The organism is Gillisia mitskevichiae, assembly GCF_003634585.1.
Taxonomy (GTDB): Bacteria; Bacteroidota; Bacteroidia; order Flavobacteriales; family Flavobacteriaceae; genus Gillisia; species Gillisia mitskevichiae.
On the sequence record NZ_RBLG01000001.1, the window covers coordinates 584860 to 600834 of the forward strand.

The window sequence follows — 15975 nt, forward strand, 5'->3', positions numbered from 1 at the left end:
GCTTTTGTAAATTTCCTTAGGAATTTATTTGCTTTCTACATATTAAGCGTAATTTTGCGGCTATTTTAATGTTTGTTGTTATGAAACTAGATATTCGGGAAATAGGTACCGCCAGCATGATCTTATTCGCTGTAATAGATATTATTGGTAGTATTCCAATTATTATAGACCTTAAGAAAAAAGCCGGACATATTCAGAGCGAAAAAGCTTCGATTGTGGCAGGTATTTTAATGGTGATGTTTCTTTTTGTTGGAGCAGAGATCTTAAATTTAATAGGTATAGATGTAAATTCATTTGCAGTTGCAGGTTCTTTCATCTTGTTTTTTCTAGCATTAGAGATGATACTAGGAATCACCCTTTATAAAGATGAAACACCGGAAACTTCTGCAGTGGTTCCATTGGCTTTCCCCCTTATTGCAGGTGCTGGTACTATGACAACCTTATTATCTTTAAGGTCTGAATATGATACAATTAATATAATTGTCGCAATTGTAATTAATATTGTCTTTGTTTATTTAGTGCTAAAATCTTCTGGTAAGATCGAGCATTTCTTAGGAAAGCAGGGAATTAATGTAATCCGAAAAATATTTGGTGTAATTTTATTGGCTATTGCAGTAAAATTATTTGCCGCTAACATTCAGAATTTATTTAAATGAAAATATTTATCTACATATTAATAGCCTTATCTGCCATTGTTATTGCATATAACGTGACAGTGCTAAATTTTGAGGATCTTCTAAGTGAAGATAGTGCAGTTGCACTTATTGGAATTGTATGTGCGGCTTGTGTGATCGTCTTACTATCAATATTGCTGACTTCTAAGGCGATAGATCATAAAGCAAAAAACAAGAAATAGGTTAGGCATCCCATTAAGATTGAGAATAGTAAGAAATTTAATCATTTAAACGTATGATTAATCTTACATTTTAATATTCAAAAAGTATGAAAATACTTACAATTGTGATTTATGCTTATAAATTTCAATTATAGAACCTATCCTGCAGAGTTTAAAAAAATACAGGTTTATTACCAAAAGTATTTTTCCAAAATTCGTAGTTTTTAAGGAACTAATTTTATCTAATAACGTGTTGTTTAAATTAATGATTTACAAACGTTTATAAATAATTTTATTCTAGATGAAACTTTATATTAAGAAATTTTTTGGTGATTTCTTATGAGTAAAATAAGGTGAAATAAGTAACCACAGTTACTGGAAGTGAAGCGATCATTAAGATTATGAATACTCTATGAAGTTTTCTGTAGAGCAAGGCTCTTTTCAATTTAGATTTGAATTGATAATCTCCTGAAGAATCTATTTGACTTTTTATAGCCCCTAAAGAAACATTTGAAGAATCTACCAGGATCTCTTTCTGTAAGAATAAAAGTGCACTATTGTCTAATAGACGGAAGCTCACCGCTACAATGTAAAAGAACAAAGGAGAAAGTAAAAGAAAAATGGCGGTATAGTCGTTATAAGCATCCACAGTATCTACGAATATACTAGTTTGTTAATGATAATTCCATTACTTTATTAATAATTCGGTCATTTTCATTAATAATCCGTTGAAATTCATTCGTCCCAAATAGTTGTTCTGCCATCACTGCCTTAATATATTTTTTTAAAAGCGGCTGATAGTTATCTATTTTCATAGGAACATTCTGACTTTTCATATAAGAGAGAAAGTTCTCAATTATCTTATCTGTGACTATTTCGCTCTGGGAAAATTTTTTCCAGGAAAGTGCATTATAGTAGGATCTATTTTTTTCTAATTCTTCAAATACAAAGCGACTAAAGAGCCCCATTCTAAGAATGTAGTTTATATTTTCTCGTTCCATATTTGTGTCTTTAGGCACGAATATGTCTGGAATAATTCCCCCTCCACCATAAACGATTTTACCGCCGGGAGTTTTATAACGTAAGGAATCGGATACATGAATACTATCTGCAGTTGCCAATTCCCCATTTTTATATCGTAAAATATAGTCGTTAAAATAGGCTTCATTCCCCATTTCATATGATTTCTGAATGGATCTTCCTGTTGGAGTATAATACCTTGCAATAGTTAATCTTACGGCACTTCCATCGCCTAATTCCATTTCGCGTTGTACAAGGCCTTTTCCATAAGAGCGTCTTCCAATAATAGTTCCACGGTCGTTATCTTGAAAAGCACCTGCAACTATTTCACTTGCAGAAGCTGAATTTTCATTAATTAACACAAAAAGTTTATTCTTCTCGAAAGCTCCTTTTTTGTTTGAAAAAGTTTCTTCGATGTCACCTTTCTTATTTTTAGTAAATAAGATTAACCGCCCGTCTTCTAAAAATTCATCAACTATATTAATAGCTTCAGAAAGATATCCTCCTGGATTATCCCTAAGATCTATAGCGATTTTAGTTGCGCCTTCCTTTTTTAGCTTATATAAGCTTGCTCTAAATTCTTGATAAGTGGTTTCAGAAAAACGATTGACCTTTATGTAACCTAATTCAGCATTAAGCATATAAGCAGCATCTACACTTTTTAATGGGACTCTAGAGCGTTTCACATTAAATTTTAGCAATTTATTGAGGCCTTTACGCAATACTGTTAAGGTGACTTTAGAATCTTCTACCCCTTTTAATTGTGCAATTATAGAATCGTTACTTATTTGTTTATTAAAGAGTTGTTTATCGTTCGCGTAAAGAATTCTATCTCCGCCTTTAATCCCTAGCTTCTCACTTGGCCCGCCCGTCATTGCTTGAATTACTACAATGGTATCTTGTACATTATAGAAACTAACGCCAATGCCCACAAAATCTCCTTGCATATTTTCGGTTACCCCGGCATATTCATTTTTAGGGATATATACAGAGTGTGGATCTAAATTTTCCAAGATCCTATTTACAGTAACGTCTACAATACTATCAGTATTTACATCATCTACATATTCATAGTCTATATAATCTATTAGTCTATTTAGTTTTTCTTTTTTTGCATTAGAAGAAAAAAGCCCTTTTTGGTCTGGAGTAAAATCTAACTTTGAGCCAAGTAAAACTCCACCGGCACAAGCTAGTCCTAGTAATAAGGGAAGATATATTTTGTGTTTTTTCTTCAATTGTCCAGTTCTGTTACTTGATTTAATTCTATTCCGGCTTTTTCTAAAAATTCTAATCCGGTATTATCTTTATATCCTATTTCGTACACAATTCTTGTAATGCCAGCTTGATGTATTAATTTACTACATTCTTTGCAAGGAGACATAGTTATATAAAGTGTAGCGCCTTGACAAGATTGTGTGGAGGAAGCAACCTTTAAGATCGCATTAGCTTCTGCATGCAAAACGTACCACTTTGTATAACCTTCATCATCTTCACAGTAATTTTCAAAACCAGAAGGAGTACCGTTATATCCGTCGGAAATAATCATTCTATCTTTCACAATAAGTGCACCAACTTGTTTACGCTTACAATGAGACAGTTTTCCCCATTCGTTTGCTATTCTTAAATAAGCTTTATCAAATTTTAATTGCTTTTCTTTTTGCATTTTTTTTATCAATTCCTTCTGAATACTGTAGTTAAGCATTTAAACAAAAAGCCTACTAAAATATTGTAAGACAAGGGTTAAAACAATTTATTGTCGTTAAATTTTTACCAAACGGCTATAATAGTATCTTTTAAAATAGGAAATAAGATCCCAATTACAATTGCTGAAATTACTAAAATCCAGTCTCTTCTTGTTACACGAAATACATTTTGAAGAATAAAAGATAGTATTAAGACTGAAAGCACTACTGTTATCTGGGCTGCTTCAATTCCAAGAGCGAATTCTAGTAATGGCAAAAACTTACTAGAAGAATCTGGGAAGATCATTTTAAAATATCTAGAAAAGCCTAAGCCGTGTATAATTCCGAAGAAAGCTGTGCTAAAATATAGCACGCTAATATTTCTTTGATGCTCTCTTTTCTTGGCAGAAAGGATATTATACATTGCTGTAAACAGGATCGTGATAGCAATTAATAATTCTACCCACGCGGCATTTACCTTTACAACATCGTAAACTGATAAAAATAGGGAGAGCGTGTGGCCTATGGTAAAAATACTTACCAACCATAAAACTCGTTTCCAACTACTAAATGAATAGGCTGCAACTAAAACGATTATAAACAAAATATGATCGTATGCCAGCCAGTCTAATACATGTTCAAGGCCTAACCTAAAATATAACCAAAATTCAGACATATAGTGGGGGTGCTAAGACTCGAAATTACAATTTATTATAGAGTTAACAAAAATATGATTTCAATGATCTTGAGGATAATTTATACCTTAAAAAGAATAAGATTTATAAGGAGGTTTAATCTTTACTCCAAGTATTGATTTAGGTTAAAAGTGGTTTTATATATTTTGCTTTCTCCGTTTTCGAAAGTATCAAGCAAGGTTTTAAATTCCTTTAAAGAGCTGAATTCCCTAGGTCTAATCTCACTCCTTTTACTAGTAAAGTATAACATATTTTTTTCGAGATCTAAGAACGGACAATAATCCATTTTTTCTGAATTTATGTTTTCACCCAAATTTTTAGACATTCCCCATTCTCCATTCTTCAACTTAGTGCTAATATATAGATCTGCGCTTCCAAAACCATCCTCCCGATTGTACCCGCTAAAGATCAAAAAATCTTCATTTGGAGAAATAAAAGCATTGAATTCATATCCATCTGTATTTATGGATTCACTTAAAGAAATCGGGGTTTGATAAGAATTTGAATTCCATTCACTTTTAAAAATATCATCTTTGCCTTTACTAGCTGTTCTATCACTTGTAAAATACATATTTCCGTTAGTTGAAACAGATGGATAAAATTCGTTGAATTCAGAATTAATAGGTGAACCAATATTTATAGGTTCAGACCACTTAGCATTCAAGTCTTGACGTTCTAAGTACCAGATATCAAAATCTTTTTTTATTTCTGAAGAATTATTTAATGGGCGGTTAGAGGCAAAGTATAATTTTAAGCCATCTGGAGCTAAAAATGGTTCTAGATCTTCATGTTTTCCAGAAGGATTTAATAAAAGTTCACTATTCCAAGAGCTACCAGTATTATTAGCCCGAACAATAATAGAAACTTCTTGAAGAGGACTTTGGGCGGTAAAATAAATTTCTGTTCCATCTGAAGTCATACAGAAATCACGAATATTTTCGAATTGAGATAACAGATCTGGTAGAACGGGTGTTACTGGTTTTGCAGTTTGTGTATAGCCAAATAGTGTGCAGAGAAAGAGGACTAAGCTCATTAAAAATGTTTGCATGAATTAAATTTTTCTCTGAAAATACCACTTTTTAAAAACCTATTCCGCAGAATGATTTAAAGAGATCGAATTATGATGTTAAGGTTGTAGATATTCAGATTTAGGAATGTTCTTTCTAACTTTCTTCTAAGTTGCTTTTTTCAGAATTAATAATTGCATTTTCTATACGTTTATCCGGTATTAGCCACATAAATGCTACTAAAACATAAATTCCAGCAGCAATCCATTGGCTTATATAAGTTGATGCAATTGCTAAGACTTACAGTACAGGTGAGATTTTACCTTTGAGATTGTTACCTAATGCATTAGAGAGTAGCGAATCTTTGCCGTGTGCAGCAATAATGCGTTTTTGTAGAATAAAATATGCGAGTGCAGACATCAATAGAATAAAACCATAAAATGCCATTGGCATTGGAGCAAAACTATTTTCACCCATCCACCCTGTTACAAAAGGAATTAGGGACAACCAAAATAACAAATGTAAATTGGCCCATAAAATATCGCCTTTTACAGAAGTGACAGTTTGCATCATGTGATGATGATTGTTCCAATATATCCCTAAATAAATAAAACTTAATACATAACTAATAAAAACAGGAATTAATGGGAGTAGTGCATTTAGATCATTTCCATGAGGTACCTTAATTTCCAAAACCATAATGGTTATAACAATAGCAAGAACCCCATCGCTAAAAGCTTCTAATCTACCTTTATTCATTATTTACGGTTTTATTTTATTAACGTTAAATTACAAGATAATGAGTACTAAATTCTATTTTTGAAAAAGAGCAGCTTCCCTTAGAAGCAAAGAATATAGACACGTATTTTGCTAGTTTTCTTTCCAAGTTATTTTAACGGCAGAAATTTTTGGTAATTCTAATCTCGTTTGTTTTATAATTATAAAATCATTTTTCAAATAAAACCCTAATGGAGATCTATAAATAGTGCTATCCATTTTTGAGTATTTGGCATGATCTATAACCCAACCATTTAATGATTTATGCGATTTTTTAGCTTCATCTAGTAAGCGAGTTCCAATTCTTTTGCCTTGAATGGTGGAATCAAGAATCATTGCAAACCAAACTTCATTATATCTTATAAAATCTATATACCAACCCAAAATCTGGTTTTGTTCATTTTTTACTAGTACGTGATCTAAATTTTGAAGTCCGGAGAGGTATTTATCAAACTCCTTTATAGATGAGTAACTTAAATTTTTTGGATACTCTTGGTTCCAAAGTTTAAAAACGGCTTGTTTTTCTTTTAGGTTGAGAAAATTAGTGTGAGTTAAATTCATTGGTTTAATTCCTATAACCTGTGATATTTACTTACTATTCTCCTGTTCGGGATGGAGAATATTGAAATTCAATTTACGGGAAACCGTAACATAAGACGTGAAAACATTCTAAATTTGTGGAGCATTGAATTTAAAAACACGAATCAAGCGCCATATCTTGAAAGAAATTATACTTGTAGGGAAGTGTAAGTTCCTAAAAGGATGGCGCTTTTTATGTTTTAAAAATTATAAAAGAATTTTGTATCTGATTGATCTAGGCAATAAAAAGTGCTGTTGCTTAAATGCGAAATTCTCCTATATATGCCTTTATATGAAATTTAGTTTTTTAAAACAGCAATGCTTCCAACTGGTATTAGAATATAAATTCGATTCATAAATTAAGCTATAAAACTTACAGTCTTATTAATAGAAGTTCTTTACATAGTCAAGCAGTAACTTTTAATACTATAAATACTACTAAAGCGATGCTACTAATTAAAAATAAAAATTCGGCTATACGAATAAAACTATCGTCCCTCATGGTGTATAAATTAATAAATAGGGTAGAATAAAAACTTATTCGCAGGTAGATTAGAATAACAATAATAAAGTTGAAACGAAATTTATGATTAGGATATAGGGGAAATCCCCCATTATTGTTCCAAATATGAACTTCAAATTTTAAAGATTTAAATGTATGATTTTAGGTTGTGAATGATTATTTTTTTATAATTTTGCCGTCCACTAGCTCGAGTGGCGGAATTGGTAGACGCGCTGGATTCAAAATCCAAATTTGAGAAGGGAAAAAAAGTATGCCGAAGTGGTGGAATTGGTAGACACGATGGATTCAAAATCCATTGCTCACAAGGCTTGCGGGTTCGATTCCCGCCTTCGGTACTAAAAAAGCTGAGATGAAAATCTCGGCTTTTTTTATGACTTGGTACAACATAGGTACAACATTTTGCTATTTTGAAGGCAACATTTTTATTGATGTTAAATTCTTCTATTTGTTTTTAAACCCTATGAATTTACTATCAGAATAATAAATTTTATCTAATCACGACCTTACTTCTTCGTAAGGGAAGTTTATTATCATACAATATACACGCAAGTTAAACTCGTAAAATACTTCCATCAAAAGACTACGGCATAAAGCCAACTTCTCTTCCATCGCTTATTTATTCCGTTTCCTTTTGAGCCAAGATTTTATCTTCCGTTTGGTTTCTGCTCAAATATTGTTTAATCTAAAATTTGAGTATTATGACAACAAAAGCGAGTACCACAAGAAAGAGCGGTAAAAAAATTACGGCCGCCAAGAAAGAAGTCAAAGAAAAATTGACACAAAAAGCGATTGGGCTTCAGATTGAGAACCTATCAATTGCAAAGGTCATTCCCGACCCGATGCAGCCCAGGAAGACTTTTAATGAGGATGCGTTAAAGCAGCTTTCAGAAAGTATCAAAAAGCACGGTGTTCTGCAACCTATTACAGTCCGAAAATCTGGAAACGATTTTATCATCGTAATGGGGGAGCGGAGGTATCGAGCCAGTAAATTGGCCAACAAGAAATCAATTCCGTGTATCGTTAGGGAATACAAGAACAATGATGTTCTGGAAATTCAAATCATCGAAAATCTACAAAGACAGGATGTTGAGCCAACCGAAGAAGCAGAGGCGATTGCTTATTTAAGCGAAAGATATGCGCCTACCGAAATTGCAAAACGGTTGGGAAGAACCGATAACTTTATCAGACAGCGACTTAAACTGGCAGGATTGATTGACGGTTTCAAGGACTTTGTACGCAATGGCGAAATGACAATCTCATTGGGTGTAGGTGTAGCGCTCTTTGAACCCGAAGAACAGCAGATGATGCTGGAAACGATGGGCGAGGATTTTAATGCGCATCAGATAAACAGGATGATTAAAGACCAGACTTACGATTTGGAAAAAGCATCTTTTGATGTAGCCGATAAAAAATTACTTCCGAAAGCTGGGTCTTGTATAGAATGTCCGTTCAATGCGGCAAATCAAGGAAATTTATTCGGCGATGGTAAAATGGTATGTACAAAATCAGCCTGTTTTGAGACGAAGAAAAGTAAATCGTTCTTAAACCTGATTGAAAAGTCCAAGAAAGAGAATATCCTTTTAATCCCTGAAATACGACAGTATTGGGCAGATGACGAGAACAATCAGCTCATTATATCACAATTGGAAAAAAACAAATTGAAAGTCTATCTATTGGACGATGTTGAAATTATAGAGAATCCGATTGAGCCAACAATCGAAGCTATTCAGAAAGAATATCAACATTACGATTATTCTGAAGATGAATTAAAAGCAGAATTGGATGAAGCAATGCAGAATTATAAAGAAGCATTGGAAAAATTCAATTCAGCAAAAGAAGATGGATTTAAAAGCGGTATTGTGTTCCATCCCGATTCATTCCAGCACAAAGAAATTTTTGTAAAGATTGTTGAAAAATCAAAGAACGATTCTACGGAATATTCGACACCATTGGCCAACAGAAAAATGGCAGATTGTACGCCTGAAGAACAAATCGTAAAAATCAACGAAAGGGAAATCCGGAAGAAGCAAATAGAGAACAACAAGCAGTTTCAAGAAGTTGTAGAAATGATTCGTGAGACGAAATACATTGATACCAAGAAGACAATTTCAACAGATGAAATGGTGGCATTCTCGATATCGCTATTTGAGAACAATGTGGACTATATGAGCCAACAAAAGTATTTCTCAAAGTTCTTGGGCGTCACTTCAAAGATGACCAAAGTTGAAATGGTTGAGAATTTCAAGAAGAAGTTCAAAAAAGAAATCTTTCACAAGTTGATACGCTATATGCTCACAAAGCAAGTGCATTTTGGCGAAAGCAATCACGTCAATAATCTGACGAACATTTCATTCTACAACGCAATGCAAGGATATTACAAATCCAAGATTGCCGGCATAGAAAAGGAATATGCCGAGAAGAGAGACAAACGTGAGGAACGTTTGAAAGAGCGCATCACAGTTCTTGAAAAGCAAATTCAGGAACTCAACGATTAGCTTTTGTTGTTTGAAGAAGGGTCGGCATTCGTGCTGGCCCTTTTTCTTTTTTATGATAGTTTTTTAAAAGATGGGTTCTTAAGGAAGGGGTTATCAATCAATAGATGGCGCAAAGTTAAACTCGTAAAATACACCCATCAAAAGACTACGGCATAAAGCCAAAACAACACCCTACGCTTATTTATTCCGTTTCCTTTTGAGCTGTGATTTTATCTTCCGTTTTGGGTACTGCTCAAATATTGTTTAATCTAAATTCAAATGCTATGTATTTACAAAATTTGCAACAGGATGAAATCTTCGTACCATCAGAAATGAAATCCTTAAAAAGTCTGACACAGATGGAATCCCGACGAGGGCTTGAAAATGTCATCATCTCTAATGGCAAAATCGTCAATGTGGTATCGAACAGCTATGGCCACATTCCAAATCAACTTTTCTTCAAGAAAGCTGAAGAAATGCTGACCGATGCACAATTGAACTTCCACAAACGCACCATCAACAAAAATGACAGGTCGTTCATTACTGACTTTATTATCGACGACAAAAGCCAGTTTACGGTTAAGAACGATAAGGACTTGATACTACCGATGCTTCGATTTAAAAACTCGTATGACGGAAGTGAAAAGACCTCTGGACACTTCGGGTTTTATAGAGAAGTGTGCTCAAACGGTCTGCACGTGTCACAGGCAGAAATCGAGTTTTCCATAAAACACAGTAAGAACAATACACAATTGATTATGCCAAGGTTGAACAATCTTTTCGATAAATTTCTGGATAATGAATTCTACACCATTACCAAGAAGTTCGACAAGATGAAGGAATTTAAGATCATCGATACACAGGAATTTGTCAAAGCGATTCTTGACAAAACGAAATTATTCCGGTATGAATGTAGCGATAACAATAGCGACCCGTCGAAAAAGTCTCGTGAGGTCATCGAAATCTTGAACTATGAAGCCTTGTTGCTCAATGAAGAACCTAATCTTTGGCTGGGCTATAATGCTTTTAATTCAGTACTTCATAATGTCTTAAAGAAAAGCTTTGGCCAACAAGAACGGTTGGACAAGAAACTGTTCAATGAAGTCTATGCGATGGCATAGTATTATTGAAGGTCTATCCAGTACCTTAAACTGGATTTTTTTCTTTTTCAATAATAGCTCGTTTCAAATATTTACCACTTTATTGATGTAGTGGCGATAATTAGTTTTCAAATATTCGCCACTTTTTTGTATTTTTGGCAAAGTTTTGATATTGTATTATGCCAAAAATTATAGAAAATAAGCTTATAGAAGCGTTTAAAGAGCAAAGTTCCTTTGATAGGAACCAGCTATTTCAGTTCTATTTGGACCTTGAACCGGATTTGAAGGAAAGTACATTTAGTTGGCGCATTTACGACCTGAAGAAAAAAGACATCATCAAAACTATTGGTCGTGGATTGTATGTTATATCCTATAAACCCAAGTATAGACCAGTACTGTCTGATAGTGTTCTAAAAATAGCAAGTAAGACCAATGAACGGTTTGAGGAAATCCAATATGCTATATGGGAAAACCAATGGCTCAATGAATTTACGCAGCATCAAGTATCCAATCAAATGATTGTAGTAGAAGTGGAAAAGGAATTTACAGAATCACTATACTATTATCTAAACGATTCCTTGAAAATGGATTTTTTCTTGAATCCCGATGACAAGGAAATTGAATTCTACATTTCCGAGAGTGCTGTTCCCGTGGTCATAAAACGTCTCGTCACCAGAGCACCGATAAGTAAATTGAAAGACAAAAAAAATGTAGTTCCAGTTGCCACGCTTGAAAAAATAATGGTGGACTTGTTTGCCGATGAAAACCTGTACCATTTTTACCAAGGCTCTGAACTCATAAATATTTATGAAAAGATACTTGAGCGATACAGTATTAATTTCACAAAGCTCTTTAGCTATGCGAAAAGACGAAAGAAAGAACAGGAAATCAAGCAATTTATGAATAACCACATACCGAATATTTTAGAGGACATAATCAATGATTGAAAACAAAAGCTTCACAAAAGAGTGGCTGGGTATTTTTCGGTCAAAAAAAGAACATAAAGGCATTAATGTGACCATTTTGGAAAAAATGGTTCACGCATTTTCATTGTTGGAACATCTAAAAATAGAAGGACTTGATTTTGTCTTTAAAGGGGGCACTTCACTGGTGCTTTTACTTGAAGAAGGCAATCGGTTTTCAATAGATATCGATATTATTTCGAGTGTAGAGCGTGACCCATTGGAAAAAATCCTTGATGCGGTTGTTGCCAACTCACATTTTAAAAGCCACACTTTGAATGAACGTCGAAGTTATAAAGAAGGCGTTCCAAAGGCACATTATACTTTTGAATTTGATTCAGATTACAACCCGAACGTTCCAGGAACCATTCTGTTGGATATTCTTTTTGACAGCCCACATTATCCAGAGCTCATAGAATCTTCCATTGAAATTCCTTGGCTATCGGTTAATGAGCCTATAATATCAATTACCACACCTTCGGTAAATTCCATCTGTGGCGACAAGCTTACTGCTTTTGCGCCAGAGACCATCGGTATTCCATATTATAAGGGCGACCAGTTATTTGCTATGGAAATCTGCAAACAACTGTTCGATTTAGGAAAGCTATTTGAAAACATTACGGATATGGCAATGGTTAAAAAAAGCTTTTCAGCTTTCGCGAAAGCGGAACTATCCTATCGCAGTTTGGATAAAGATTTCAGCGGCAGAAACCTCAAAGAAACAGATGTGCTTTGGGATGCCATAGACACCTGTACCATCATCGCCAAAAGAGAGCGCAACGCAACAAAAGAAACAAAAAAGAAGTTCGAGGAATTAAACCGTGGTATACGCAGTTTTGGAAGTGCATTTCTTATGACGGGAAATTTCAGAATAGAGGAAGCCCTTGCAGCTTCTGCCAGGGTAGCTTATTTGAATGCTATATTGTTGCAAGATGAGATAACAGAAATTGAATATTACAAAGGACAAGACATAAGTAAACTTAACATTGAAAAAGCAGATTGGGCATTTTTGAACAAACTAAAACGACAGCCAGATAAAAGCATATTTTATTATTGGTATAAGGCGGTGGAATTACTATAAATATGAAGAAATGAATCTAAAATATATAATAGAAATATGCATTGGGATTGATATAGCCATTATTGGTATCGCTTATCCTATAATAATTGATAAAATATCGAATATTGGAAATAGGTATGACTCAAATTATCTTTCCGAAGTTTTTGAACAAGAATTTCCACAAAGGGCATATGGTCGCATTTTGCCATTTCGGAGCAGGAAAGTTACCACTTTCGAATGGCTGTTGTTCTTCACTATCGCATCATTTGCCTTTTTGATTGCAGGTGCCGAACCATTATTTTGGAAAAACTCAATATGGATGCAAAATTCTGCAAAATTATTGACATTAACTCTTACCTTTTTTCTTGTAATATCCTTTATAATCTGGCTTGACAAAATAGCGTTATACAACGGAAAACCAGCTCGCCTATTGAAATATCTGATTGCGAAATATCAATTAATCTCAAAAGAAAGTAGATATAAAGAAAACCTTATCAATTCACTTAACGAGATAGCCTATTTCGCTGTAGAAAAGGAGGATATCCATTTACAAGAGGAATTGAGTAAGTTTTATACTGAAGAGTTTATTAAAATTCGTCATAATCATAATTCAAGCGAAGCCTTAGAATATCCATTTTATTTTTATGACGTAACCCGTAAGCTAATTAAAAAATTGCTTCGGAAAGAAGTTTCTGAATTGGATAGATTGACTTCTCCCGCAGTATCAAATTGGTGGTTGTTGGGACAGGATTTTCAGGAGATTCCAATATCAGAAAAAACGTATGATAGTATGTGGGGCAATATCTATCAGATTTCCGACAATGCAAAGTTTATAAAGGAGCATTGGAGCACTGCACACCAATATTATAGATTTCAATTAGGGAGGAAAACTGGCAAATACAACATCGATATTAGAGATTATGAGAACAAGGAGGAAATTGAAATAAGAGAAAGTGAACAGATAAGATTTTTAGAGTTTCACTATGCATTGGGTGGCTTGCTATTGTATCGTCAAAACAATAATGGACTAAAACGAATTCTAAATTTCACACAAAGTCAGCCGCCAGATTATTACCTATTGCCTAACTCTATGTATGACATATTCTACTGGTTTGCCTATTTTAAAGAAGGGTATGTAAACAGAGTTACGCCTACAGATTTTAAATACCCATTTCCAGACATTGATAATTTAGGCCTCTCACGACAAATAACCTTTTGGATTTGTCAATATGTATGTTTGCTTTTTATAAGACAATTTTTCTTGCAACCCTATTATACGTTTCATCAATTTACCGAACAACCAAGATTGCCAAATAAAGTACTTGAATTACTTAAATGGAAAGATGCTTTGGACTATTTCAAGTTTTGTTTAAACAAAATATTAGAGAATAAAGACTTATTGGATTTACTGGGCTATAATTTGTCAGATGCTATTTTTGAGGATATAGAAGGTTTTGAGCCTGAATTACGAATTAGAATTGAAGAGCAAATTCAACAGAATAGAACAAATGCACCATTATCTGATAATAAAATCAATCAATTTTTGGCCAGCAGTTCAACGATGATAGACGACGCATTTAATCAGTACAGCCTCATAATAAATAAAGATGATTTTGCAAATGATGAACCTGTGATGCGATTCGGTCTAAATGGAGGTTCCATACTTTTCCGAAAAGAAGGTTTTACAGAAGGAGACATACCACATCTAAATTATGATTCGATATTTGCACAACAAATCATTTATGACCAAATCAATCGATATATTCCAAACTCTTTCCTCGGAGCGAGAACACGTAGATACTTAATAGACAGAGAAAACTTTGAAGATGCGTTTAAAAGATTAAAATACGATAAAGAGAAACATCTAATTGTAGGGTTTGGTTTTTTCGACAATGGTTTAGTCGAAATACCTGATTTCCTTGAGAATATGATTAGGTTGACTTCGCCAGTTTTTACAAATGTACTATTCGTTCTGCCAAAGACTGACCTTCCGAGAATTAATCATCCAGACCTCAAAGCTGATGAGATTAAAGAACTGCGTCTTGAACCAATTATACCAGACAGAAACGTATATGCCTCTGTAATCGACTTGAATCTTGATGAGAATAGTGAGTTGAGACAACGCTGGAACACAAATGAAAATCAAAATCCAGCGGAATCTGTACAATTAACAATTGCATTCATCGCAGAGATTATTTGGAGACAAAATAGAGATGTCGTTCAGTTGAATATCACTTCGCCACTACGTGAACAAGGTATCAAAAATGATTTAAGCGATATTGTTCCTTTCAAGACCATTGAAAATGATTGAATTCAGAAACCCATATCACATAGAACCACCAGGTGTTTCACGACAAATATTATCGCATCCAACAAATGAAACTGAAGCAATAGAACTTGCAGTATTTCAAGAACATCGATACGCATTTTTCTATTGGAACAAATGGATGCGTAAAAATGAAAATACTAATCCACCTTGTTTGGTTTCGCTAGACTGGCATCAGGATTTATGCTACCCTTTTGAAACAGAAAAAGAATGGTTAGATAAATTAGATTTAACGAGTGATGCAGAAGTGTCTTTATTTTCTTGGGCAAAACTTGCGGGGAATAATGACGGTCATATTTTATGTGCGGCTTACCTCAATTTGATTGGGGATATTTATGTTCATTGCAGGCAAGAGCTTGGTCAAGATACTTGGAAAGATGAAGAACTGATAGATACTTATGGAAACAGACACGCAATTAAAAAATTCAAAACGTATAAAGCCTTACAGGGTGCCCTATTGAATTCTTCAGAAACATCTGTATTTTTTGATATAGACTTGGACTTCTTTTCGATAAAGAATGGCTTAAGTGATGGTTCTTTTGAATTTACCTATCTACAGGAACAAGAAATACGTACAATGTTAGATAAGGACAATCCATTAATTCATTGGATTTTTGAACGTTTAAAAGGATTTACTATCGCAACAGAACCAGAACATTGCGGTGGACTTTTGAGAAGCAACAAGTTTCTTGATTTGATTAGCGAAATCTATTTCAATCCAGAATTGTTTGCACCTAAATGTAATTGGAAATGGAAACCTAAATATTGATGATGAATTGAATCGATAATAATACGGCCATTCAGCCCATTCCCCTACATTCCGCGAAAAGCTATATTTCAGGCAAAGCGCTTCATTAAAACAAGTCTTGGACACAACTCCAAAGCTTCCGATTTCCTTTCCACTTGCCCACTCATTCCCAAGAAAATCGGGAAGT

The 15975-nt window shown here is 33.9% G+C and carries 15 protein-coding genes and 1 tRNA gene; 9 read left to right on the top strand and 7 right to left on the bottom strand.

The window, feature by feature from the left end; translation table 11 throughout:
- The first annotated feature begins 80 nt into the window (after window positions 1–80).
- Window positions 81–656, top strand: a complete 576-nt coding sequence (locus BC962_RS02645) for a MarC family protein (RefSeq protein ID WP_121344926.1) — start codon at window positions 81–83, stop codon at window positions 654–656.
- Complete coding sequence (locus BC962_RS02650; RefSeq protein ID WP_121344375.1) at window positions 653–856, top strand: hypothetical protein; 204 nt, start codon at window positions 653–655, stop codon at window positions 854–856. The genes BC962_RS02645 and BC962_RS02650 overlap by 4 nt, the downstream gene beginning before the upstream one ends.
- Window positions 857–1172: 316 nt before the next feature.
- Here BC962_RS02650 and BC962_RS02655 read toward each other — a convergent pair whose 3' ends face one another.
- The 7 genes from BC962_RS02655 to BC962_RS02685 all read right to left on the bottom strand — a co-directional run bounded on the left by BC962_RS02655 (window position 1173) and on the right by BC962_RS02685 (window position 6577).
- Window positions 1173–1484, bottom strand: coding sequence for a hypothetical protein (locus BC962_RS02655; protein ID WP_121344376.1), 312 nt, complete (start codon window positions 1482–1484; stop codon window positions 1173–1175).
- A gap of 16 nt (window positions 1485–1500) precedes the next feature.
- Complete coding sequence (locus BC962_RS02660; protein ID WP_121344377.1) at window positions 1501–3090, bottom strand: S41 family peptidase; 1590 nt, start codon at window positions 3088–3090, stop codon at window positions 1501–1503.
- The gene (locus tag BC962_RS02665; protein WP_026837143.1) at window positions 3087–3518 is read right to left on the bottom strand and encodes a deoxycytidylate deaminase; all 432 of its coding nucleotides are present in this window, start codon (window positions 3516–3518) and stop codon (window positions 3087–3089) included. The genes BC962_RS02660 and BC962_RS02665 overlap by 4 nt, the downstream gene beginning before the upstream one ends.
- Before the next feature lie 104 nt (window positions 3519–3622).
- Entirely contained in the window at window positions 3623–4213 is a 591-nt protein-coding gene (locus BC962_RS02670; RefSeq protein ID WP_121344378.1) for a HupE/UreJ family protein, read from the bottom strand.
- A gap of 122 nt (window positions 4214–4335) precedes the next feature.
- Window positions 4336–5280, bottom strand: a complete 945-nt coding sequence (locus BC962_RS02675) for a TolB family protein (protein ID WP_121344379.1) — start codon at window positions 5278–5280, stop codon at window positions 4336–4338.
- 259 nt (window positions 5281–5539) lie between these two features.
- Window positions 5540–5998, bottom strand: a complete 459-nt coding sequence (locus BC962_RS02680) for a TMEM175 family protein (protein ID WP_317127947.1) — start codon at window positions 5996–5998, stop codon at window positions 5540–5542.
- Between the two features lie 111 nt (window positions 5999–6109).
- Window positions 6110–6577, bottom strand: a complete 468-nt coding sequence (locus tag BC962_RS02685) for a GNAT family N-acetyltransferase (protein WP_121344380.1) — start codon at window positions 6575–6577, stop codon at window positions 6110–6112.
- Between the two features lie 793 nt (window positions 6578–7370).
- Here BC962_RS02685 and BC962_RS02690 point away from each other — a divergent pair.
- From BC962_RS02690 to BC962_RS02720, 7 genes are all read left to right on the top strand, one after another.
- A tRNA-Leu gene (locus tag BC962_RS02690) sits at window positions 7371–7453 on the top strand.
- 363 nt (window positions 7454–7816) lie between these two features.
- Window positions 7817–9613, top strand: a complete 1797-nt coding sequence (locus BC962_RS02695) for a ParB/RepB/Spo0J family partition protein (protein WP_121344381.1) — start codon at window positions 7817–7819, stop codon at window positions 9611–9613.
- Window positions 9614–9876: 263 nt separating this feature from the next.
- On the top strand, window positions 9877–10713 hold the full coding sequence (locus BC962_RS02700) for a DUF932 domain-containing protein (RefSeq protein WP_121344927.1): 837 nt from the start codon (window positions 9877–9879) through the stop codon (window positions 10711–10713).
- Window positions 10714–10871: 158 nt separating this feature from the next.
- A complete protein-coding gene (locus BC962_RS02705; RefSeq protein ID WP_121344382.1) occupies window positions 10872–11639 on the top strand; it encodes a DUF6577 family protein in 768 nt (255 codons plus the stop codon).
- The gene (locus BC962_RS02710; protein WP_121344383.1) at window positions 11632–12735 is read left to right on the top strand and encodes a nucleotidyl transferase AbiEii/AbiGii toxin family protein; all 1104 of its coding nucleotides are present in this window, start codon (window positions 11632–11634) and stop codon (window positions 12733–12735) included. Before BC962_RS02705 ends, BC962_RS02710 begins: the two co-directional genes overlap by 8 nt.
- 10 nt (window positions 12736–12745) lie before the next feature.
- The gene (locus tag BC962_RS02715) at window positions 12746–15025 is read left to right on the top strand and encodes a hypothetical protein (protein WP_121344384.1); all 2280 of its coding nucleotides are present in this window, start codon (window positions 12746–12748) and stop codon (window positions 15023–15025) included.
- Complete coding sequence (locus tag BC962_RS02720) at window positions 15018–15809, top strand: UPF0489 family protein (RefSeq protein ID WP_121344385.1); 792 nt, start codon at window positions 15018–15020, stop codon at window positions 15807–15809. Before BC962_RS02715 ends, BC962_RS02720 begins: the two co-directional genes overlap by 8 nt.
- The last annotated feature ends 166 nt before the right edge of the window (window positions 15810–15975 follow it).